This window comes from Stenotrophomonas sp. STEN225 (assembly GCF_056756445.1).
The window spans coordinates 252,774-275,302 of the sequence record NZ_JBRRBV010000002.1; the positions used below are offsets into that span (position 1 = coordinate 252,774).

The window sequence follows — 22,529 nt, forward strand, 5'->3', positions numbered from 1 at the left end:
AACTCAGGGACGTTCTGCGCCGCCCTGAGGCGACGGGTTAGGATAACGGCCACAACGTGTAACCGCTACTCACCACGCAGGCTATGACCTGTCTGCGCGGGCAGAGTTCAAAATCACTCTTTTTTAACGTTTCAGGAGTTTCACCGTGGCCGATGACCTGATCGCTGTCACCGACGATGGCGCCATCCGCACCGTGACCGTCCAGCGCCCGGACAAGCTCAATGCCCTCAATGCCGCGACCCTGCAGGGTCTGGCCGATGCGTTCAGGGACGCCGCGGCCGACCCCGAGGTGCGTGTGGTGGTGCTGACCGGTGCCGGCCAGAAGGCCTTCGTCGCCGGCGCCGACATCGCCGAGATGAACACACTCAGTGCGGTTCAGGGACGTGATTTCTCCCTGCTCGGCCAAGGACTGATGCGTCAGATCGAACGCATGCCCAAGCCGGTCATCGCCCGCGTCAACGGTTTCGCCCTGGGCGGCGGCCTGGAACTGGCACTGGCCTGCCATCTGCGCGTTGCGGCTGACTCGGCCAAGGTCGGCCAGCCGGAGATCAATCTCGGCCTGATCCCCGGCTTCGGCGGCAGCCAGCGCCTGCTGCGCCTCTGCGGCCGGGCTGCCACCCTGGAACTGTGCCTGCTGGGTGCGCCCATCGATGCCGCCCGTGCGCTCGCGCTGGGCATCGTCAACGAGGTGGTGCCGGCGGCCGATCTGGACACCCGTGTGCAGGACATCGCCCGGCAGCTGGCACGCTCGGCGCCCCTGGCGCTGCGCGCCCTGCTCGATGCGGTCCACGTCGGCGGCGAGTGCAGCCTGGAGGCGGGACTGGAGTACGAAAGCGCGCAGTTCGGCCTGCTGTTCGCCACCGAGGATATGCGCGAAGGCACCGGTGCCTTCCTGCAACGCCGTCCCCCCGCCTTCCAGAACCGTTGACCCCATGGCATCCCGACCCAACCCCGCGCTGCTGTTCGCCCGGGTCCAGGCAGACGATCTTGATGGTGCCCTGCAGGCCGGTCTGATGGACTATGTCGCCAACGAAGGCGACACACACGAGGTTCCCGGGCACCCGGAACTGCCGGAGGTGCTCAGCCAGGCGCGGCAGCAGCTGCAGCGCGCGTGGGCCGCACGTGACCGTTACCGCGCACGCGCGGTGCGCCTGGCCCGCCGCGACGCCGAACGCGATGCGCGTCGCACGCCGCGCCCGGCGCCGGACGTGAAACCTGCGCTGCCCGCCGCCGCTGCCGCCATCCTCGCCCGTGCCAAGGCACGCGCCACCGGCAAGGAGCGCTGATGGCCACCGCGAAGAAGGCCGCCCGCGCGCCAGCGCGGCGTGGCAGCAGCATGCCGCGCGCCGACGTGGTGGAAATGTTCACGCGCCTGCGCGAACTCAACCCGCATCCGAAGACCGAACTGGAATACAGCTCGCCGTTCGAACTGCTGGTGGCGGTGGCCTTGTCGGCCCAGGCCACCGATGTCGGCGTCAACAAGGCCACGCGCCGCCTGTTTCCCGTTGCCAACACGCCCGCGCAGATCCTGGCGCTGGGCGAGGACGGACTGAAGAAATACATCGCCACCATCGGCCTGTTCAACGCCAAGGCGAAAAACGTGATCGCCACCTGCGCGATCCTGCTGGAGAAACATGGCGGTGAAGTGCCACGCGATCGCGAGGCACTGGAAGCCCTGCCCGGCGTCGGCCGCAAGACCGCCAACGTCGTGCTCAACACGGCCTTCGGCGAACCGGTGATGGCGGTGGATACGCACATCTTCCGCGTTGCGAACCGCACGGGACTGGCGCCGGGAAAGAACGTGCGCGAAGTGGAAGACAGGCTGGTGAAGGCGATTCCTGATGAATTCCTGCTCGACGCACATCACTGGTTGATTCTGCACGGACGCTACGTCTGCAAGGCACGCAAGCCGGACTGCCCGGGTTGCGTGATCGCTGATCTGTGCCGCTTCAAGGACAAGACACCGGCCCCCTGAGGCATCCCCGCAGCGCCTGCGGGTAAATGCCATCGCAGCGCAATCCCCACGTCATATCGGCCCGGCATCAATGCCGGGCCCAGTCGTGGCAAGGGTCGCGGCGGACAGACTGCGCGCGGAAACTGTCACATTTACGCAATCTTTACCTTCTAGCCTGCGCGCATCTTCCCACCTGCCTGCAAGGCTCCTCTCCATGAAACTGCATCACCAACTCCTGACGGTGGCCGTGGCCGCTGCGCTCTATGTGCCGGCTGCCCACGCTGAAGTCGCCATCGACGTGATCGGCGGTTCGGAAATCACCTTCGAAGGCCTGGTCCAGGCCGACGGCAACTGGTTCCACAACGACGTCGTGGACCTCAATGGTGGCGATGCCGGCAACGGCAAGGACAGCGAGTTCGAGCTGCGCCGCGCCGAGCTGGTGCTCAAGGGCAAGGGCCCGGGCAACGTGGAGTGGGTGCTCGGCTACGACGCCAAGGCGGACAAGTTCCTCGACACCAACGTGAAGTACAAGCTGCTGGGCAATGCCAACCATTTCATCCAGGTCGGCCAGTTCAAGCAGCCCAACAGCCTGGAAGAGCTGTCCAGCACCAAGAACAACGACTTCATCTCCAAGGCCGCGGTCACCAATACCTACGCGATCGCCCGCCGCCTGGGTGGCGCCTACAGCTACGGCCAGGACAACTGGTCGGTCACCGCCAGCGCCTTCGGCCGCGAGCTGACCCGCAACCTGGCCCATGGCAGCGGCTATGGCGCGCGTGGCACCTGGGCTCCAATCAACGAGAAGGGCCAGGTCCTGCACTTCGGCCTGAGCTACGTGGACTACGACGCCGACGCTGACACCCTGCGCGTGCGTGCGCGTCCGAACGCCGACCTGGCCACCGCCCGCCTGATCGACAGCGGCAACCTGACCGACACCGACCGAATCAGCACCGTCGGCGCCGAAGCCATGTACTTCCAGGGCCCGTTCAAGGCCCAGGCCGAGTACTACACCAGCAAGGCCAAGCGCTACGACCACGACAACTACACCAGCGACGGCTACTACATCAGCGGCCTGTGGAATGTCACCGGCGAGACCTGGAGCTACAAGGGCGGCACGCCCGGCACCGGCCTGCCGAACAACCCGGCCAGCGGCCAGTGGCAGCTGGGCGTGCGCTACGACCACATGGACCTCAACGACGGCAACCTGGCCGCGAACCCGGTCGCCGGTCGCCCGCCGATCGTCGATGGCGTGCTCGGCGGCAAGATGGATGTGTGGACCGTCGGCGCCAACTGGTACTGGCGCTCGAACTTCAAGCTGATGCTGAACTACGTGAAGGTCGACAGCAAGAAGTACAGCTCCAGCGCCCGCGGCTTCGTCAATGACGATCCGAACATCCTGGAAGCCCGCGCGCAGTTCTTCTGGTAAGAGCCCGCGTCATCGCATCACGCACCGGCAAGGGCACGACTGCGGTCGTGCCCTTGCCACGTGCGGTGACGCCTGTAACGCAGCGCGATCCCCTCATCCGATGTCACACCGGCGTCATATGACAGACCTTTCCGTGTCACGGAATGGTTATGGAATGTGCACCGATACGTTGGGCAACCGCCCTTCGACCACCCCAGGAGTCTCTCCCGTGATCCACGCCTTCAAGTCGCGCGCCGCTGTCGCCATCCTGGCCGCGTCGTCCGTGTTCGCCGCCAATGCTGCCGATGTCACCGGCGCGGGCGCCTCCTTCATCTACCCCGTGATGTCCAAGTGGTCGGCGGACTACAGCACCGCCACCGGCAAGAAGGTCAACTACCAGTCGATCGGTTCCGGCGGCGGCATTGCCCAGATCAAGGCAGCGACCGTCGATTTTGGTTCCTCCGACGCGCCGCTGAAGCCGGAAGAACTGGCTGCGGCCGGCCTGGCCCAGTTCCCGTCGGTGATCGGCGGCGTGGTGCCGGTGATCAACGTCGCCGGCGTCGCGCCGGGTGCGCTGAAGCTCGATGGCCCGACCCTGGCCAACATCTTCCTGGGCAAGATCACCACCTGGAACGATCCGGCCATCGCTGCACTGAACCCGGGCCTGACCCTGCCCAGCGGCAAGATCACCATCGTGCACCGCTCCGACGGTTCGGGCACCACCTTCAACTTCGTCAACTACCTGTCCAAGGTCAGCCCGGAGTGGAAGAGCAAGGTCGGTGAAGGCACCTCGGTGCAGTGGCCGGCGGGCATCGGCGGCAAGGGCAACGAAGGCGTGGCCGCCTACGTCAAGCAGATCAAGGGTGGCATCGGCTACGTCGAGCTGTCCTATGCGCTGCAGAACAAGATGTCGTACGCGGCAATGAAGAACGCCGCGGGCAAGATCGTGCAGCCGTCGGACGCCTCGTTCTCGGCCGCCGCCGCCAGCGCCGACTGGGCCAATGCCCGTGACTTCTACCTGGTGATGACCAATGCCCCGGGTGCCGATGCGTGGCCGATCACCGCCACCAACTTCATCCTGGTCCGCAAGCAGCCGAAGAACGTCGCCGGTGCCAAGGCCACGCAGGAGTTCTTCCGCTGGATCTACAGGAACGGCGACCAGCAGGCCAAGCAGCTTGATTACGTGCCGCTGCCGGACACCCTGGTCCGCCAGATCGAGACCTACTGGACCCAGAACCTGAAGTACTGAGCAAGACCTCCCCCGCAGGAGCGGGGCCGGCGGGTCCTCTCTCCCCCGCCGGCCCCACCGGGCGCGAGATCCTCGGGATCTCGCGCTCTTCTCGTTTGTGGGGTCCGGCCTTCCACCGGACCGGCAACCCTACCGGTGCGCAGATCGGGCGGCCGCGGCGGTCTCCGGGGATGTCCGCAGTGGGCGACGCCCCTGTGAAACCCTTGTCGGAACGTGATCCAGGACACCTCTGTCATGGACGTCATACGGCTGTAACAAAAACATCATTTCATAGCCGCATCCGCCGACGCCGTCGGCTCTTCCCCGCTATGGAGTGACCATGAAACTGCACTCGGCCGGCCTCGCCGCCCTTTCCCTGGCCATCGCCCTGGGCCTGTCGGCCTGCGGTGGCGACAAGCAGGCCGCGCAGCAGCCGGCCGCCGACGGTGCCGCTGCCCCGGCTGACGCCGGTGCGAAGGTGACCGCCGAAGTCTCCGGCGCCGGCGCGTCCTTCATCTTCCCGCTGGTGTCGAAGTGGTCGGCCGACTACAACGCCAGCACCGGCGCCAAGATCAACTACCAGTCCATCGGTTCCGGCGGCGGCATCGCCCAGATCAAGGCCGGCACGGTCGACTTCGGCTCGTCCGACAAGCCGCTGAGCAGCGAGGAGCTGGCGCAGGCCGGTCTGGCCCAGTTCCCGTCGGCCATCGGCGGCGTGGTGCCGGTCGTCAACATCGAAGGCCTGGAAGCCGGCAAGCTGCGCCTGAGCGGCGCCCTGCTGGCCGACATCTTCCTCGGCAAGGTCAAGACCTGGAACGACCCGGCGATCGTCGCTGCCAACCCTGGCGTGACCCTGCCGGACGGCAAGATCACCATCGTCCACCGTTCGGACGGTTCGGGCACCACCTTCAACTTCTCCAACTACCTGTCCAAGGTCAGCCCGGAGTGGAAGAGCAAGGTCGGCGAAGGCACTTCGGTGCAGTGGCCGGACGGTGTGGGCGGCAAGGGCAACGAAGGCGTCGCCTCGTACGTCAAGCAGATCAAGGGCTCGATCGGCTACGTCGAACTGGCCTACGCGCTGCAGAACGCCATGCCGTACACCTCGCTGCAGAATGCCGCCGGCACCTGGGTGCAGCCGAGCGCGGAGACCTTCGCCGCTGCGGCCGCCAGCGCCGACTGGGCCAGCGCCAAGGACTTCAATCTGGTCATCACCAATGCCCCGGGTGAGCAGGCGTGGCCGATCACCGCCACCAACTTCATGCTGATGCAGAAGCAGCCGAAGGATGCCAAGCGCAACCAGGACACCCTGGCCTTCTTCAAGTGGGCCTTCGAGAACGGCCAGGCCCAGGCCAACGAGCTGCACTATGTGCCGCTGCCGGCCGAACTGGTCACGCAGATCGAGGCCTACTGGGCGACCGAACTGAAGTGATGGACCCGACGGTGCCCGCCGCGTGCGGGCACCGTGTCTTCCACGCCGTGCCGCCCCGCCCCTTCCTGGCCCTGCCGTCCCCATGAATGCCATCGCCCAGCCTGTAGCCGCCCCGTCCACGCGTGACGCGCGTGATGCCCGCAACGACAAACTGTTCCGATGGGTGCTGGTCGGCACAGTCATCTTCGTCCTGATCGCCCTGGCCTGCGCGGCTCTGTCGATGCTGTGGGGCGGCCGTCATGCCCTGCAGATGCAGGGCCTGAGCTTCTTCTTCTCTTCCGACTGGAATCCGGTCGAAAACAAGTTCGGTGCGCTCGCTCCGATCTACGGCACCCTGGTCACCGCGCTGATCGCGATGGTCATCGCCGTGCCGGTCAGCTTCGGCATCGCCTTCTTTCTGACCGAAGTGGCGCCACGCTGGCTGCGGGGGCCGGTCGGCACCGCCATCGAACTGCTGGCAGGCATTCCCTCCATCATCTACGGCATGTGGGGCCTGTTCGTGCTGGTACCGGTGATGACCGAGTACGTCACCCCGTTCCTCAACGAAACGCTGGGCGAATGGCCGGTCATCGGCCCGATCTTCCAGGGCCCGCCGCTGGGCATCGGCATGCTGACCGCCGGCTTCGTGCTGGCCATCATGGTCATCCCGTTCATCTCTTCGGTCATGCGCGAGGTGTTCCTGACCGTACCGACCCGCCTGAAGGAATCGGCCTATGCGCTGGGATCGACCAAGTGGGAAGTGAGCTGGGACATCGTGCTGCCCTACACCCGTTCGGCGGTGATCGGCGGCGTCTTCCTCGGCCTTGGCCGCGCACTGGGCGAGACCATGGCCGTGGCCTTCGTGATCGGCAACAGCGTGCGCCTATCGCCGTCGCTGCTGGAGCCGGGCACCACCATCGCCGCCCTGATCGCCAACGACTTCGGCGAGGCCACTGAAACCTACCGCTCGGCGCTGCTGCTGCTTGGCTTCGTCCTGTTCATCGTCACCTTCGTGGTGCTCGCCATCGCCCGCCTGATGCTGATGCGCCTGGCCCGCAAGGAGGGCAACTGATGTCCACCACCGCTGACTCGCTGTACCTGCGCCGCCGCATCGGCAATGTCGTCGCCATCGCGCTGTCCTGCGCCACCGCGCTGTTCGGTCTGTTCTTCCTGGGCTGGATCCTGTTCACCCTGGCCGCGAAGGGCCTGGCCGGCATCAACCTGGACCTGTTCACCAAGATGACACCGCCGCCGATGCAGGAAGGCGGCCTGGCCAACGCCTTCTTCGGCAGCGCGGTGATGTGTGCGCTGGCGATCGGCATCGGCACCCCGCTGGGTGTCCTGGCCGGCACTTGGCTGGCCGAGTACGGCAATGCCCGCAAGGCCGGCACCGTGGTCCGCTTCGTCAACGACATCCTGCTGTCGGCCCCGTCGATCGTGCTGGGCCTGTTCGTGTACACCCTGTACGTGATGCAGACCGGCGGCCAGTTCTCCGCCTTCGCCGGCGCGCTGTCGCTGGCCTTCATCGTGCTGCCGGTGGTGGTGCGTACCACCGACGAAATGCTGCGCCTGGTGCCCTCGCAGATGCGCGAAGCGGCGCTGTCGCTGGGCATCCCGCAATGGAAGGTGATCGTGCAGGTGCTCTACCGCAGCGCCTCGGCCGGCATCATCACCGGCATCCTGCTGGCGCTGGCCCGCATCTCCGGTGAGACCGCACCGCTGCTGTTCACTGCCTTCGGCAACCAGTACTGGAACAGCAACGTGTTCCAGCCGATGGCCTCGGTGCCGGTGGTGATGAACCAGTTCGCCGGCAGCCCGTACGAATCCTGGCAGGTGCTGGCCTGGGCCGGTGCCCTGGTGCTGACCGTCTTCGTGTTGCTGGTCAGCCTCGCCGCCCGCGGCCTCCTGCTGCGCAACCGCATCTCCCATGACTGACCTTTCCGTGGAAACCACCATGAACGATCTTTCCAATGCCGTGCCGATGCAGCGCATCGCCGTGCCGGCCTCGCACGAGAACCTGCATACCCCGGCTCCGGTCAAGCTCGCTGCGCGTGGCCTGGACTTCTACTACGACAAGTTCCACGCTCTCAAGGGCATCAACCTGGAGATCCCGGAAAAGCGCGTCACCGCGCTGATCGGCCCCTCCGGTTGCGGCAAGTCGACCCTGCTGCGCATCTTCAACCGCATCTACGCGCTGTACCCGAAGCTGGAAGCACGCGGCGAAGTGCTGCTGGACGGCGAGAACATCCTGTCGCCGAAGTTCCCGATGAACCGGCTGCGCAGCAAAGTAGGCATGGTGTTCCAGAAGCCGGTGCCGTTCCCGATGACGATCTTCGAGAACGTGGCCTACGGCATCCGCCACCACGAGAAGCTGTCCAAGGGTGAGATGAGCGACCGCGTCGAGCAGGCACTGCGTCAGGGCGCGCTGTGGGACGAGGTGAAGGACAAGCTCAACCAGAGCGCGCTGGGTCTTTCCGGTGGCCAGCAGCAGCGCCTGTGCATCGCCCGCGCCGTCGCCCTGCGCCCCGACGTGCTGCTGCTGGACGAACCGACTTCGGCACTGGACCCGATCTCCACCAGCCGCATCGAGCAGCTGGTGGAAGAGCTCAAGAACGATTACACCATCGTCATCGTCACCCACAACATGCAGCAGGCCGCCCGCGTATCGGACTACACCGCCTTCATGTACCTGGGCGACCTGATCGAACATGACCGCACCGAAGTGATCTTCTCGCAGCCGTCCAAGCAGCAGACCGAGGACTACATCACCGGTCGCTTCGGCTGACCGGACCGCGGCTTCTTCACAGACAACGCCAGTCGGGCATGGCCCGGCTCTACATGACGGAACAACCATGAATCTTCCCAACGACCACATCGTCAAGAGCTACGACGAAGAGCAGCAGCGCCTGGTGGCCGAAATCGTGCGCATGGGCGAGATGGCCGTCGCCCAGCTCGAAGCATCGATGGACGTGATCGAGAAGCGCGATGAGAACGCCGCCCATCGCATCATCGCCAACGATGAGGCGATCGATGCACTGGAGCAGCAGATCAGCCACGACGTGATGCGCCTTGCGCTGCGCGGCCCGATGGCGCGCGACCTGCGCGAAATCCTCGCGGGCCTGCGCATCCCCGCCGACATCGAGCGGATCGGCGACTACGCGGCGAACGTTGCCAAGCGTTCGATCGCACTGGGCAAGGTGCCGCCGCTGCCGCAGATCCAGGGCCTGCGCGCCCTGGGCCGGCTGGCCGCACAGCAGGTGCGCCGCGCCATCGCGGCCTACCGCGACAATGATGCCGAGGCGGCGCTGGCCCTGCGCGAGGATGACGCGCGCCTGGATGCGCAGTACACCGCGCTGTTCCGCGAACTGCTGACCTACATGATGGAAGATCCGCGCAACATCACACCGTGCACCCACCTGCTGTTCATGGCCAAGAATCTGGAACGCGTGGGCGACCACGCCACCAACATCGCCGAGAACGTCTGGTTCCTCGTTCATGGAGAGCAGCCGCTGCCGCCGCGCGAGAAGCGCGACGAAACCTCCAGCACCGGTCAGCCCTGACGCTGCACTGCAACACGGGAGTCGACTCCAGAGTGGCCGCTGTCCGCGCGACAGCGGCCTTTCTTTTTGGGCCTTCCAGCATTTCCAAAGGCGCCGCGCCTGGCTGGCAAGGCCCCGCCCCCTGACTGCGCGGAAAATCTCACGAAAATTTGAGTTCTCTGCGAGGATTCGTTGAGTAGGATCGGCGCACGATCGCTTCCACCGGCACCTCTGCCGGCCACCCGGGCACCCGCCCACACCACCCAGGAGCACAACCGATGAGCAGTACCAACAAGACCCTGTCCCTGCTGACCGCTACCGCCCTTGTCGCCGGCCTGGGCATGACGGCCAGCGCTTCGGCTCTGAGCATGAGCGATCTGGCGCAGGGCTATCTGGTGGCCGGCCAGGCCGCCAAGGCCACCGATGCCAAGGCTGCCGACGCGCGTACCGGCGACGCCGCCAAGCATGCCGAAGGCAAGTGCGGCGCCGATGGCAAGAGCGCCGAAGGCAAGTGTGGTGGCGACAAGGGCAAGGCCGCCGCCGGCACCGATGCAAAGGCCAAGAGCACCGGCGACAAGAAGGCGGCCGAAGGCAAGTGCGGCGAAGGCAAGTGCGGTGGCAAGCACTGACGTCCGCGCCAGCGCTGTCCACCGGCGGTCGCCGCTTCCCGCGGCGGCCGCCGGGTTGGGCCTGCGCCGCGCGCTGCTGCAGGCGCTGCGCGAGGCACCGGCCGGCGACTTCGACTTCCTCGAATGTGCGCCGGAAAACTGGATCCACGTAGGCGGCCCGGCAGGCGATGCACTGGCCGAACTGGCGGCGCGGCATCCGCTGAGCTGCCACGGCCTGTCGCTGTCGCTGGGCGGCAGTGCACCGCTGGACACGCAGCTGCTGGCACAGGTTGGCCGGTTCCTGGACGAGCACCGCGTGCCGCTCTACAGCGAGCACCTGAGCTACTGCAGCGACGACGGCCATCTGTACGACCTGCTGCCGATTCCGTTCACCGATGAAGCCGTGCGCCATACCGCCACGCGCATTGCCCGTGTGCAGGACCTGCTCGGCCGGCGCATCGCGGTGGAGAACGTGTCCTACTACCTGGCACCGGAACCGTCCATGGACGAACTGTCCTTCACCAACGCGGTGCTTGCCGAAGCGGACTGCGACCTGCTGCTGGACGTCAACAACGTCTACGTCAACGCCTGCAACCATGGCTACGACGCCGACACGTTCATCGCCGGCCTGCCGGCACAGCGCATCGTCTGCCTGCACGTGGCCGGGCACCTGGATGAAGCGCCGGACCTGAAGATCGACACCCATGGCAGCGCCGTGATCGATCCGGTCTGGGAGCTGTTGGCACGTACCTATGCGCGCATCGGCCCCCGCCCCACCCTGCTCGAACGCGACTTCAACTTCCCCCCATACGCCGAGCTCCAGAGCGAGCTGCAGACCATCCGCCGCCTGCAGGCCGACCCAGCCGGAGGCAGCACGCATGGCTGAAGCGCCGGAACGGCTGCGTGCGCAGCAGCACGCGTTCACCGCCCATCTGCGCGACCCGGACACCGTGGCCGCGCCGGCCGGCATGGAGCCGCGACGCGTAGCGGTGTACCAGCGCCTGCTGTTCAACAACCTGCTGGGTCTGTTGAGCAACGGGTTCCCGGTCTGCGTGCGCCTGCTCGGTGAACCGGGCTGGAATGCCCTGGTGCGCAGCTACTTCGCGACGCATCGCTGCCGCAGTCCGCTGTTCACCGAACTGGCTGCCGAGTTCGTGCAGTGGCTGCAGGCACAGCCGCAGCTTCCGCATCCGGCGCTGGCCGAGCTGGCCCACTACGAGTGGGTGGAAACGGCGTTGTACCAGTTGCAGGCCGAGCCGCTGCCGGTGGCCGGCGCGATCGATCCGCGGGTGGTCGCCCTGCAGCGTTCGCCGCTGGCCTGGCCCTTGCTGTATCAATGGCCGGTCCACCGGCTTGGCGCGGACGATGCGCCGCGCACGGCTCCGGCCGAGCCGACCGGCCTGCTGGTCCGGCGCGATGCTGACGGTGAGGTGCGTTTCGCCAGCCTCAGCCCACTGGCGGTGCATCTGCTGGCCCGCATCGGCGAGCAGCCCGGCGCCGATGGCAACACCTACCTGCGGCAGCTGGCACTGGCACACGGGCTGGAGGAGCACGCGTTGGACGAGGCCGGTGCCGCCCTGCTGCAACAGTTCCTGCAAGCCGGCGTAATCGGCCCGATCACGCCGCCGCCCTGACGCCCCACTCCCGGAGATTCCCGATGAACTACCCGATCCTGGCCACCGCGCGTGGCCAGCTGGACCGTCTCGCCCCCTGGTTGGCCCCGCTGGGCCTGCGCGTACTGCTGGCCTGGGAGTACTTCGAATCCGGCCTCGAGAAACTGCACGGCCAGAACTGGTTCGCTGACCTGCAGCAGGCCTTTCCGTTTCCATTCGACCACTTGCCGGCCGCGCTGAACTGGCAACTGGCCACCTGGTTCGAACTGCTGGGTGCCGCCTGCCTGCTCGTCGGTTTCGGCACCCGCTTTGCCGCTGCCAGCCTGCTGGTGCTGACCGTGGTGGCGACCCATGCGGTGCACTGGCCGATGGAATGGCACTCGCTGGGCGACCTCGCCATGGGGTATGCAATCAGCGACCAGGGCTTCGGCAACTTCAAACTGCCCGTGCTGTTCATGGCGATGCTGCTGCCGTTGCTGTTCGCTGGCGCCGGCAGGCTGAGCGTCGATGCACTGCTGGCCCGGCATGGCGCTGGCGGGGGCACCTGGGCGGGAGCCGGTCCGCGATGCCGCTGATTGGCGCGCCGCCCGCAACGCCCCATCCGGCTGCGCGCACCGGGCGCTCAGGAACGCTCTGCTAGAATCCACGCATGACCGACCCCACCCCCGCACCTGACGTCGCCCCCGTTTCCGCAGTACCGCAGGCGCAGCGTGCGATGTCACAACGCTTCCGTGGCTTCCTGCCGGTGGTGGTGGACGTGGAGACCGGCGGCTTCGACGCCCAGCGCAACGCGCTGCTGGAGATCGCGGCGGTGCCGATCGAGATGGACGAGAACGGCCTGCTCTTCCCCGGGCAGACCGCCAGCGCGCATGTCGTGCCGGCCGAAGGGCTGGAAATCGATCCGAAGTCGCTGGAAGTCACCGGCATCATCCTGGATCACCCGTTCCGGCTGGCCAAGGAAGAGCGCGCCGCGCTGGACCATATCTTCACCCCGGTTCGCGCCGCAATGAAGAAGTACGGCTGTCAGCGCGCAATCCTGGTCGGCCACAACGCGCATTTCGACCTCGGTTTCGTCAATGCCGCCGTCGCCCGTACCGGGCACAAGCGCAATCCGTTCCACCCCTTCAGCGTATTCGACACGGTGACGCTGGCCGGCATCGCATACGGGCAGACGGTGCTGGCACGTGCTGCCAATGCGGCGGGACTGGGCTGGGATGCCAACGAAGCGCATAGCGCGGTGTACGACACCGAGCAGACGGCACGGCTGTTCTGCACGATCGCCAACGCCTGGCCGCGGTAACCGTCAGCGCCCCTCTCGCCGCGCAGGCGTGGGTGCCCACCGTGGGCCGGCACCGCCGGCGCGTCAACCGATGCTCGTGCGATCCCGCCCGTCGCTCTTGGCACGGTAGAGCGCGCGGTCGGCGCGCTGGTACAGCAGGGCCGGGGTGCGGTCTTCGGCCTCCAGTTCGACCAGTCCCGCACTGAAGGTCACCCTCAGCCCATCCACGCCCGCCCAGTCCGGGTGGTCATGGAACAGCCCCCGCAACCGCGCGCACAGCTGCGCGGCTTCCTCCAGCCGGGTGTCGTTGAGCAGCAGCGCGAATTCTTCGCCGCCCGTGCGCGCAGGCAGGTCCGAGTCACGACAGGCCGTGGCGATCACCCGCGCCACCTCGACCAGTACCGCATCACCGGTACTGTGGCTGTAGCGATCGTTGACAGCCTTGAAGTGATCGATATCCAGCACCACCAGGCATAGCGGGTGGCCGCTGCGCTGCGATCGTGCGAAGTCACGCGCCAGGGTTTCATCAAAGCCGCGGCGGTTGGCCAATCCGGTCAGCGCATCCTCCCGCGCCTGGCGCTCGAACGCTTCGGCCTGCCGTGCGAGGCGTTCGGCCAGCTCGGTCTTCTCCTGGTTCACCGCCTGCAGATGGACGGTCTGGGCCTGCAGGTCGAAGGTGGCCTCGTCCACGCGGCGAGCCAGACGCAGGTTGCTGGCCTTCAGCTGCTGCAGCAGGAAGCGGTACAGCGCCACCAGCCCGGCCAGCAGCAGGATGCCGCCCAGCGCCTGCACGCTGCGCCGTTGCCACCAGAACGGCTCCACGCTGAAGCTCCATACGGCTTCCTGCTGGCCCCAGGCGCCACTCGGGTGCGCGGCGGCCACGTGCAGCGTGTAATCGCCCGGTGGCAGGCCAACGAACTCCACGCTGCGCTGTGGACCGCGCTCGACCCAGCCGCTGTCCAGTCCATCCAGGCGCGTGCGGTAGCGGATCCGGTCCGACATCAGGTAGCTCAGGCCGACATAGCTCACCGCGAGGCGACGACCACCGGGAATCAGATTGCGTTCGGCGCCCTCCCAGTGCACCGGCGCGCCGTCCACCTGCACGTTCTCGATCGCCGCTGGCGGTGCCCGCCGTTCGCGGAAGCGCTGCAGGCGCTGCGGATCGACCGTACTCAGGCCCCCCGCGGTGACCACCCAGAAGGTGCCATCCTGGCGCAGGATCGCCGAGGGGCCGGAGCTGCCGTTGGCCTGTGCATTGGCCATGCCGTCGATCTCGTTGTAGCGCTCCACGCTCACCCGCGGCGCGCGGCCGTCGGCCACGGCATTGAGAGTCGCCATGTCGGTGCGCAGCACGCCACGGTTGCTGCTGATCCATACGTTGCCCAGCCGGTCGGGTACCAGCTGGAACACCGCGTCGACCGGCATGCCCTGCTCCAGGCCGACGCGGGCCAGCCGCCCGCCCTGCCAGCGGTACAGGCCGCGATCACTGCTGATCCACATCGCGTCACCGAGCTGGTGGAAGCCGAACACACTGCGTCCGCCCCCCAGCGGCGCCAGATCGATCGCCTGCACACGGTTGCCGCGCAGCACGCGGATGCCCTCGATCGTGCCGATCCACAGGTTGCCCTGGTGATCGTGTTCCAGCGCTGTGATCAGCCCGGTCGGCATGCCCGCCACCGGCGACACCTGCACCCGGTCGCCGTCGATGCGCACCACTCCCTTCTGCGTTCCGGCCCAGACCGCCCCGCTCGAATCCACGCTGATCGCGCGGATGTTGCCACCCGGCATGCCATCGTCGGCGGCGTAGTTGTGGCGCAGGCGGCCGTCCCGGGACAGGCGGTAGACGCCGTCACCGAAGGTTCCCACCCAGAGATCGCCGTCCGGCCCCTGCGCCAGGCTCAGCACCGACGGCGCCTTGCCACCGCGGTTGTGCAGCGGCATGGCCTGGAAACGGCCATCGGCATTCTGTCGATCCAGGCCACTGGCACTGCCCACCCACAGCTGGCGGTCACGATCTTCCAGCACGGTGCGCACGTAATCGCCGCTGAGCCCATCGCGCTCGGTGTAGCTGCTGAACAGGGTCTCGCGCAGGCGGTACAGGCCGCCGTTGGCCCCCACCCAGATGCTGCCCTCGTCATCCTCGCGCAGGCTCACCACGCGCCCGCCCGGCAGGCTCAGGCCCGCAGGCAGCCGCTCCAGTCCATGCGAGGAAATCCGCAGCAGCCCCTGGTTCTCGGTGCCCAGCCAGAGATCACCGTGGCGGTCCTGCAGCATCGAGGTCAGGTGCAGCTGGCCCGGCAGCCGGTGCACCAGCACCAGCCGGTCATCCTCGACCCGGTACAGGCGCTCGCCCGCCACGATCCACAGCGCACCGTCCGGCGCCCGGTACGGCCAGGACAGGCCACTGCCCGCGCCCAGCCCCCAGGCGGCGGGCGCGCGCTTCAGCACGCCATCGTTGTCACGCAGTACCAGGCCATCGAGCGTGCCGACCCAGACCCGATCCTGCGCATCCACCACCAGTTTGGTGAAGCTCATCGCCATCGGCAGATCGGCAGCCGGCGCCTGATAGACAAGGCCTTTGTCCGGCGCGAGATAACCCAGGCCCTTGCCTTCGTAGAGCAGCCACAGGCGCCCCTGGCTGTCCATCTGCATCGACTGGATCAGTACCTGCGGGGTATCCGGCTGGTGCTCCCACACACGCCACTGGCCATCACTGCCACGTCGGCTGACATTGCCGCGCGAGTCGCTGATCCACAGCCCGCCCTGACGGTCGACGAACAACGCGCCGATGCCGTTGTCGCGCAGCCCGGGCCGCGTGCTGCGGTCGTACACGGTGAAATCCAGGCCGTTGTAGCGCACCAGGCCTTCCCAGGTGGCAAACCAGAGATGGCCTTCCGGCGTCTGCGCGATGTCGCGCAGCGAGTTGTGCGGCAGGCCGTTGCGCGAGGTCCACACATCGATGGCGTAGTCGCGCAGCGGCGGTGCACCGCTCTGTGCATGCAACGGCAATGCAGCAGCCAGCAGCAGCCACAGAAGGCTGTGTCGCAGCACCGCCCTCCAGTCCCACGCGTGACGCTCCACCCAGCGCCCGTCGTCCCCCTGCCCGCCCATCACCGCAGCAGTGGCGGCCGGGTACTGCGGCCAGGCGGGGCGGCAGGTGGAAATGCCCAGGCAGCGCGGGGCGGCGTGCCGACGGGAACAGGCTGGCTCATCGGGGGGCGTCTGGGGAGATGCGCGAATGATAGGGCAAACGCCAGCCCGCCGCGCCTGCCCAGCCGTGCCCCCCCCTCCCCCGGGCAGCAACGGCGGGCTTTCTGGCTCACCCGTGCAGGCGGTACGGATTTCTGGCGGAAGGGCGTGGTCCGGCACACCTTCCCGAGCCCAGGCGGTGACCACAGGCAGGACCAGAAGACCCCTCGCCTGGCGCCTCTGCGGAGGGACAGCTACGTCCTGTCGCCAGCACGACGCCTGTAATGGGCCACCAGATCCGCCGGGTAGTACTCGTGGTCGCGGAAGCCCGCATCGTCGATGTCGAACAGCATTACGACCAGCGCGGCCTCGAAGGCCCAGTAGCCCATGTAGCCGCTGTCGACGTCACGGTGGTTGCCGTGCCAGTACACGTTGCGGCTGCCTGCATACCAGCCGTCCAGGAATTTCTTTACGAGACCGGGCCGGTCCGAGGGTGAGGCGATTGCTTCCATGAGCGGAAGGTACTGGCGATACAGCACCTGCCTCCCCAGAACTCTTTCATCTTCAACCAGCAGTATCGCGATTTCGTCAAAGAGTCGATCCTTTCCCGCATTCCCAATCAGCGTGAGGGCCCTCGCAAGGTAGGTCGAGCCCATACCGGCGCTGACCGCGATCGCCAGCCACCAGAGGTGATCGACGTAGTGATCTTCACGAAGATCCTCGAACTGTGCGCGATAGTTCTGGTCCTCCAAAGGCAATTGATCGCACTGATGCAGAAGCTGCCCACGCGAAACAAGCAGCTGGTTCAGGTCATCATGAAGCGAAACAATAGCGTCGCCCCTTGAGAATCGCATGACCAACCGACGAAGGATGCGACCGGACACATCCGACGCGCCGAGAACACATCCCCTGGGAGGATAGGCTCGAGTCGCGATTGAATGATCAATACGCGCCACCTCCACGGAGTCATAATCGATCCAATCCGTGAAGTACGGCTCCAGCATCCGGGTGTCACGCTGCGCACTCATGCGCCATCGTCCCACGGGCCGATCAAAGAAACGGTGTCGCCGATTTTTTCATCACCAATGTATGTCAGGCGGCGGATCCGGGTAGCTGTAGGCCCCATCGATGCCATTCTCTCCCGGACGATACACGCCATCGGTCTTTCCCACTGGCGTCAGGCCCTTGCCCAGCATCGCCTGATGCGCCATCGCCTCGCCGAACGCGGCGCCTGCGGCGCGCGTGCGCCGCCCTCGCCATCCATGTGGCCGCTGAGCACTCGGTATCGGGTAGGGGCGCCGTAGTGGCGATGCAGCACCACCTCACCTCCGGCGACCGCGTCGCGGGCGACGAAGCCGCTGGCTGATCGCATCGCCGCCGCGCTCGATTCGTCCCCGCACCCGGTGCAAGCATCTGAGCCGCCTGACCATCAGATACCTGCGCCAGCACAACGCCTGTAATAAGCCACCAGATCGGCCGGGTAGTACTCGTGGTCGCGGAAGCTCGAATCGTCGATATCGAACAGCATCACGACCAGCGCGGCCTCAAAGGCCCAGTAGCCCATGTAGCCGCTGTCGTCGTCACGGTGATTCCCGTGCCAATAGAGGTTGCGGCTGCCCGCATACCAGCCATCCAGGAACTTCTTTACGAGCCCCGGTCGGTCCTGGATCGATGCGACGGCCTTTGCTAGCGGAAGGTACTGGCGATACAGCACGTGATTGGCAGCGGGTCGGCCTGTGTCTCCCAATGCAATCGCAACTCTGTCGAAAAGCTCGTCTTCCCCGGCGTGCTTCATCAAGCCAAGTGCACTTCGCACATAAGAGCCCTCCATACCCGCGGCAACCGAGAATGCCAACCACCAGAGGTACTTTGTGTACCTGTCCGGCCGAAGATCCTCCCACACTGCACGAATCATCTGATCCTGTGCGCCCAAGGCATCGGCGCACAGATCAACGCGCCGCCTTGCAAGCAGCAATTCTTCCAGCCCCCCCAGTACTTCAACCAGATCGTCGCCACGCGAGTAGCGCATGACCATTATCTGAAGGAGCAGGGAAAACACGGAACTCGATGCATTGGCGCGTCCGACGTCGGTGTACCTGTGTGAATCAATACGATCAACGACCTCTGCAACCTCATCCAGCCGGAACTCGATGATTCCAGAGAAATATGCCTTGGATTTCCTGCTATCGCGCATCATCGGTCCAGTTCAAAATGATGAAGGGCCAATCACCCTTCCGTCCACGCCAAGCTTGTAGGACTGCGTCGTGCCATCTTCGGCCACCCTGATCAGAATCGACTCAACCCGCCCCTGATTCATCGCATCCCTCATCCTTCTTGCCTCTACGACCCCCACCTTGGAATCAAGACGCTCGTTTATCCATTCGCTGTCCATCTGCCGCGTACCGTCCCTGTACGGTCCACCCAACCGGCCCGTGTTGTGCTTCGCTTCGGTGATCACATAGTCGGGCGGCGGATCCGGGTGGCTGTAGACCCCATCGATGCCATTCTCTCCCGGACGATACACGCCATCGGTCTTTCCCACTGGCGTCAGGCCCTTGTCCAGCATCGCCTGATGCGCCCTCGCCTCACCGAACGCGGCACCTGCGGCGCGCGTGCGCGGCAGCCGGGTTTCCACCACCCCATCGGCATCCGGCGCCCGGCTTTCCGTGTGCCGACGCTTGCGCGAGCGCAATGCCCGCGCCAGTGCCGTGAACGCCTCGCCCAGCTCGTCCAGCAGTGCTGCCAGACGCTGCCCCAACCGCCCGATCCGGGCCGCCCAGGTTGCGCCGCCATAGGCCGTTCCCGCCGTGCCTGCGCTGAACGCGCCCAGCAGCACGCTGATCACGACATCGAGCGCAAACTGGCTGCCGTAGCGCTGGGTCAGCTCCTGCAGCTCGTCTGGCGGCACCGCCTTCGCCCAGTCCGCGGGGAACGCCGCCAACAACTGCCAGGTCGGGCCGTCGTCGAACAGCAGGATCAGCTGCTCCTTGATCGCACTGGCCTTGTCCAGCACCTGCTCGCCTGCTGCACGATGCCCCGCGATGCGTGCATCCAGCCCGTCCCAGTCGCCCGTCAGCAGCAGTCCGCTCAGTTCGCGCAGTTCCGCATCGGCCTTGAAGCGCAGCACCGCCAGCTGCCACACCGCTTCCACGCTGCCGCTGGCCCAGTCCCATGTGCCTCTGGCCTGGCCTTCGATGCGATTCAGTTCCATCAGGAAGGCCTGATGCGCAGCGCTGGCACTGTTCCATTGCCGCCAGTCCGCAGCAAAATCCTGCCGGGTCTGCTGCACGATGCGCTGCAGGGCCGCGCGAAGGCGTTCGCGGCAGGCCTCGATCTCAGCCGAGTCGGTGCTGTCGGCCTCGTGCTGGTAGATTACCTGCACCGGCCCCACGCTTACCTGCGGCAGGCGTGCACGACCTTCGTCATCGAGATGGCCGCTGAGCACGCGGCCATCGGACAGGGTCGCCCGGTAACTGACACCGCGCGCGGGCGTGCAGTCCAGGTCGCCGTAGTGGCAATGCAGCACGACCTCGCGCGTAGCGACCGCATCGCGGGCAACGAAACCGCTGGGCGGCGGCGTGGCGTTCCACAGGTTCACTGCTGCCGGCGCGGCCGGCGCCGCGGAGACCGACGCACCGCCACCGCCACCGCCGTCAACCACGTACACCAGCGACTGAGCGCCTCCGAGCAGCCTGCAGCCACAGGCCAGCGAATCGCCTTCGCGCGCGATCGGCTTGCCGTCGAGGATCAGCATCGGGTCACCGGTGACGATCTCGAACGCGCCGCCATGCTTCGGGCACGTTGCCTTGTCGCCCACGCAGGCGACGGCCTTGCCTTCGATATCCGTATTCGACGATCCGGTCAGCACCCGCCCGCCGCCCGTGGTGGCGTCGCCCACCACGATCCACATCCGTGCCATCTGCCATCCGCAAGGAACTTCGATGGCTTCAGGTGACCGGCCGCACGCAGCGCAGGCAATTCAACGCTGACGCAATTGCCTCGACTGCCTGTAAAACGCCCTGCAGCGCAGGCAATTACCGTGGGTGACGCATTCGCCCTATCGTGCTGCAGGCAGGGCTATCGCGTCAGTTTTGCGTGGGGCCTGCCGGAACGCAGCCCCCACCGCGTCTGCTCAGCCTGCCCGACCCGGCGCCACCACCTGTGCACTGGCCGGCCATTGCACCACGGCTTCCAGTCCGCCCTCGGCACGGTTGCGCAGCCACAGCCGCGCGCCGTCCTTCTCGGCCAGCGCGCGCGCGATGGTCAGGCCCAGCCCCGCCCCGCCGGTTTCGCGCGAACGCGAGGTCTCCACCCGTACGAACGGGTCGAACACGGCTTCCAGCTGGTCGTCGGCCAGGCCGGGGCCATCATCGGCCACCACCACGGTGATGCTGCCGCCGCCCCGCTCGATGCGCACCCGCACGCGCTGGCCGTACATCACCGCGTTGTCCACCAGGTTCGAGAACAGGCGGTGCATCGCCAGTGGCCGCAGCATCAGCACCGCATCGCTCCTGCCCTCGAAGACGACATCGGCCCCACCTTCTGCGGTGTCCTCGACGATGCTCTCCAGCAGCGAATCCAGGTCCAGTGCAGCGCGCTGCTCGGCGCTCTCGGCACTTCGGGCCAGTTCCAGGCCTTCGCGGACCAGTGCCTGCATCGCAGCCAGATCGCCGATCAGGCGCTCGCGCAGCGCCTCATCGGTCACGTTCTCCAGCCGCAGGCGCAGGCGGGTCAGCGGTGTCTGCAGATCGTGGGTGATCGCCGCCAGCATCTGCGTACGCTCGGCCAGGTGTCGCTGCAGGCGGTGCTGCATGGCGTTGAAGGCCTCGGCGGCGCGCTGTACTTCACGCGGGCCGCGCAGCGGCAGCGGATCGCGCTGCAGGTCGTCGCCAAGATCCTCGGCGGCGGCGGCCAGCTCCTGCAGCGGTGCGCTGGCCATGCGTGCCACGATGTAGGCCAGTACCGCGATGGCCAGCACAAGCAGGGTCAGGAACAGCGGGTCCACGGCCAGGATGCCGTTGTGGGCCACCGCCGGGGAATCCAGTGCCAGCTTCAGCAACGTACCGTCGTTGAGGGTGACGTCCACCGCGCGGCATTTGGGCGGGATGAACGCCGGATCGCGCTCGCGAGGATGCTTGCGGTAGCCGGGCGGCGGCGGTGGCAGCAGTTCCTGCAGCCTGGGAATGCAGGAGCGGAACGAAGTGAAGTGCACCTGCGCCCGCGCGACCGGGCCCGGGCGGTCCTCCAGCACTTCCATCAGCGCAGCATCGGCACGTCCCACGCGCGCACCGGACTGCAGCGCGCGCACGCTCGGCCCGCCCACTTCCAGCAGGCGCTCGCGCAGCTCGGGATTGCCGTCGAGCAGATTGACGTAGCCCTGCAGGCGATCGGCGATGCGGTTGAGGTTCTGCCGCTCGAACTCCTGCTGCCGCTTGGAGGTGGCCAGCATGGTCGCGCCGATCGCCGCCACCGACATGCCCAGCAGCAGGATCACGAACAGCCGCCCGACCATCGAGGACAGAAAGTGGCGCAGGCGATTCATCGCGGCTTATTCCAGGTTGACGGCCGAGGCGAGGACATAGCCTTCGTTGCGCACGGTCTTGATCAGCCCATCGGGACCGCCATCGTCACCCAGCTTGTTGCGCAGGCGGCTGACCTGCAGGTCGATCGCGCGATCCTGCGCCTCATAGTTACGGCCGCTGCTGAGCGCGACCAGCTGCTCGCGCGACAGGACCTTGTTGGCATGTGCGATGAACACCCGCAGCAGGCGGAACTCCGCGCCGGACAGCACCACCACGCGCCCGTCCGGATCGACCAGGTGGCGGTGCTCCAGATCGAACACCCAGCGCGAGAATCGTGCACGGCGCACCGCCAGTGGCTCCAGATTGGCCGGCAGGGCTTCGGTACGGCGCAGCACGTTGCGGATGCGCGCCAGCAGCTCGCGCGGCTCGAACGGCTTGGCCAGATAGTCATCGGCGCCCATTTCCAGGCCCAGCACGCGATCGATCGGTTCCGCGCGGGCGGTCAGCATGATCACCGGCGTGTTCGAGCGAGCGCGCAGGTCACGGCACAGGGTCAGGCCATCCTCGCGCGGCAGGTTGAGGTCGAGCACGATCAGGTCCACGTGTTCGCGCTCCAGCAGCTGGCGCATGCTGGTGCCGTCGGCCGCCGTGCTGACCTGGTAGCCGGCGCGGCCGAGCTGTTCGGCCAGCAGGGTGCGGATGTCGTTGTCGTCGTCGACGATCAGCAGTCGATGCATCGGGTTTTCAGTCTCCATGTCGCGGATCATCCCGTGTCGGGAGCTGA

Annotated in this window: 21 protein-coding genes; 15 read left to right on the top strand and 6 right to left on the bottom strand. The window is 66.7% G+C overall.

The genetic code is table 11. The features are described from left to right. The first annotated feature begins 145 nt into the window (after nucleotides 1-145). From ACVOJ1_RS03595 to rnt, 15 genes are all read left to right on the top strand, one after another. Nucleotides 146-928: an enoyl-CoA hydratase/isomerase family protein gene (locus ACVOJ1_RS03595; protein WP_065181203.1), complete on the top strand. Its 783-nt coding sequence runs from the start codon at nucleotides 146-148 to the stop codon at nucleotides 926-928. 4 nt (nucleotides 929-932) lie between these two features. Continuing rightward, nucleotides 933-1,286, top strand: coding sequence for a hypothetical protein (locus ACVOJ1_RS03600; RefSeq protein WP_053518210.1), 354 nt, complete (start codon nucleotides 933-935; stop codon nucleotides 1,284-1,286). Further along, nucleotides 1,286-1,975, top strand: coding sequence for an endonuclease III (nth, locus tag ACVOJ1_RS03605; protein WP_065174724.1), 690 nt, complete (start codon nucleotides 1,286-1,288; stop codon nucleotides 1,973-1,975). Before ACVOJ1_RS03600 ends, nth begins: the two co-directional genes overlap by 1 nt. 193 nt (nucleotides 1,976-2,168) lie before the next feature. Then, complete coding sequence (locus ACVOJ1_RS03610; RefSeq protein ID WP_065174723.1) at nucleotides 2,169-3,380, top strand: OprO/OprP family phosphate-selective porin; 1,212 nt, start codon at nucleotides 2,169-2,171, stop codon at nucleotides 3,378-3,380. A gap of 208 nt (nucleotides 3,381-3,588) precedes the next feature. Then, entirely contained in the window at nucleotides 3,589-4,608 is a 1,020-nt protein-coding gene (pstS, locus tag ACVOJ1_RS03615) for a phosphate ABC transporter substrate-binding protein PstS (protein ID WP_053518207.1), read from the top strand. Between the two features lie 319 nt (nucleotides 4,609-4,927). Beyond that, a complete protein-coding gene (pstS, locus tag ACVOJ1_RS03620) occupies nucleotides 4,928-6,016 on the top strand; it encodes a phosphate ABC transporter substrate-binding protein PstS (protein ID WP_346480026.1) in 1,089 nt (362 codons plus the stop codon). 82 nt (nucleotides 6,017-6,098) lie between these two features. After that, complete coding sequence (gene pstC / locus ACVOJ1_RS03625; protein ID WP_053518204.1) at nucleotides 6,099-7,067, top strand: phosphate ABC transporter permease subunit PstC; 969 nt, start codon at nucleotides 6,099-6,101, stop codon at nucleotides 7,065-7,067. Next, nucleotides 7,067-7,930, top strand: a complete 864-nt coding sequence (gene pstA / locus ACVOJ1_RS03630) for a phosphate ABC transporter permease PstA (protein WP_053518203.1) — start codon at nucleotides 7,067-7,069, stop codon at nucleotides 7,928-7,930. The genes pstC and pstA overlap by 1 nt, the downstream gene beginning before the upstream one ends. A gap of 19 nt (nucleotides 7,931-7,949) precedes the next feature. Continuing rightward, nucleotides 7,950-8,780 (top strand): phosphate ABC transporter ATP-binding protein PstB, encoded by an 831-nt coding sequence (gene pstB / locus ACVOJ1_RS03635; RefSeq protein WP_053518202.1) that lies wholly within the window; start codon nucleotides 7,950-7,952, stop codon nucleotides 8,778-8,780. 67 nt (nucleotides 8,781-8,847) lie between these two features. Next, nucleotides 8,848-9,555, top strand: a complete 708-nt coding sequence (gene phoU / locus ACVOJ1_RS03640; RefSeq protein ID WP_053518201.1) for a phosphate signaling complex protein PhoU — start codon at nucleotides 8,848-8,850, stop codon at nucleotides 9,553-9,555. A gap of 257 nt (nucleotides 9,556-9,812) precedes the next feature. Further along, a complete protein-coding gene (locus ACVOJ1_RS03645) occupies nucleotides 9,813-10,163 on the top strand; it encodes an HvfA family oxazolone/thioamide-modified RiPP metallophore (protein WP_053518199.1) in 351 nt (116 codons plus the stop codon). Further along, on the top strand, nucleotides 10,150-11,028 hold the full coding sequence (locus ACVOJ1_RS03650) for an HvfB family MNIO-type RiPP peptide maturase (protein WP_111185743.1): 879 nt from the start codon (nucleotides 10,150-10,152) through the stop codon (nucleotides 11,026-11,028). Before ACVOJ1_RS03645 ends, ACVOJ1_RS03650 begins: the two co-directional genes overlap by 14 nt. Next, nucleotides 11,021-11,776, top strand: coding sequence for an HvfC family RiPP maturation protein (locus tag ACVOJ1_RS03655; RefSeq protein ID WP_346480027.1), 756 nt, complete (start codon nucleotides 11,021-11,023; stop codon nucleotides 11,774-11,776). Before ACVOJ1_RS03650 ends, ACVOJ1_RS03655 begins: the two co-directional genes overlap by 8 nt. Before the next feature lie 23 nt (nucleotides 11,777-11,799). After that, nucleotides 11,800-12,330 carry an HvfX family Cu-binding RiPP maturation protein gene (locus ACVOJ1_RS03660; RefSeq protein ID WP_111185747.1) on the top strand — a complete coding sequence of 177 codons (531 nt, stop codon included), beginning with the start codon at nucleotides 11,800-11,802 and terminating at the stop codon, nucleotides 12,328-12,330. A 140-nt stretch (nucleotides 12,331-12,470) separates the two neighbouring features. After that, a complete protein-coding gene (rnt, locus tag ACVOJ1_RS03665; RefSeq protein WP_053518226.1) occupies nucleotides 12,471-13,055 on the top strand; it encodes a ribonuclease T in 585 nt (194 codons plus the stop codon). 63 nt (nucleotides 13,056-13,118) lie between these two features. On the opposite strand, the gene ACVOJ1_RS03670 is transcribed toward rnt, so the two are convergent. From ACVOJ1_RS03670 to ACVOJ1_RS03695, 6 genes are all read right to left on the bottom strand, one after another. Beyond that, nucleotides 13,119-16,145, bottom strand: coding sequence for a ligand-binding sensor domain-containing diguanylate cyclase (locus ACVOJ1_RS03670; RefSeq protein ID WP_111185749.1), 3,027 nt, complete (start codon nucleotides 16,143-16,145; stop codon nucleotides 13,119-13,121). A gap of 332 nt (nucleotides 16,146-16,477) precedes the next feature. Then, nucleotides 16,478-17,251, bottom strand: a complete 774-nt coding sequence (locus tag ACVOJ1_RS03675) for a PoNe immunity protein domain-containing protein (RefSeq protein ID WP_111185751.1) — start codon at nucleotides 17,249-17,251, stop codon at nucleotides 16,478-16,480. Between the two features lie 401 nt (nucleotides 17,252-17,652). After that, nucleotides 17,653-18,420, bottom strand: coding sequence for a PoNe immunity protein domain-containing protein (locus ACVOJ1_RS03680; RefSeq protein ID WP_111185753.1), 768 nt, complete (start codon nucleotides 18,418-18,420; stop codon nucleotides 17,653-17,655). A gap of 9 nt (nucleotides 18,421-18,429) precedes the next feature. Next, nucleotides 18,430-20,142: a PAAR domain-containing protein gene (locus ACVOJ1_RS03685; protein ID WP_346480028.1), complete on the bottom strand. Its 1,713-nt coding sequence runs from the start codon at nucleotides 20,140-20,142 to the stop codon at nucleotides 18,430-18,432. 213 nt (nucleotides 20,143-20,355) lie between these two features. Then, on the bottom strand, nucleotides 20,356-21,765 hold the full coding sequence (locus ACVOJ1_RS03690; protein ID WP_053518188.1) for an ATP-binding protein: 1,410 nt from the start codon (nucleotides 21,763-21,765) through the stop codon (nucleotides 20,356-20,358). A 6-nt stretch (nucleotides 21,766-21,771) separates the two neighbouring features. Next, the gene (locus tag ACVOJ1_RS03695) at nucleotides 21,772-22,500 is read right to left on the bottom strand and encodes a response regulator (RefSeq protein ID WP_053518224.1); all 729 of its coding nucleotides are present in this window, start codon (nucleotides 22,498-22,500) and stop codon (nucleotides 21,772-21,774) included. Nucleotides 22,501-22,529 lie beyond the last annotated feature (29 nt).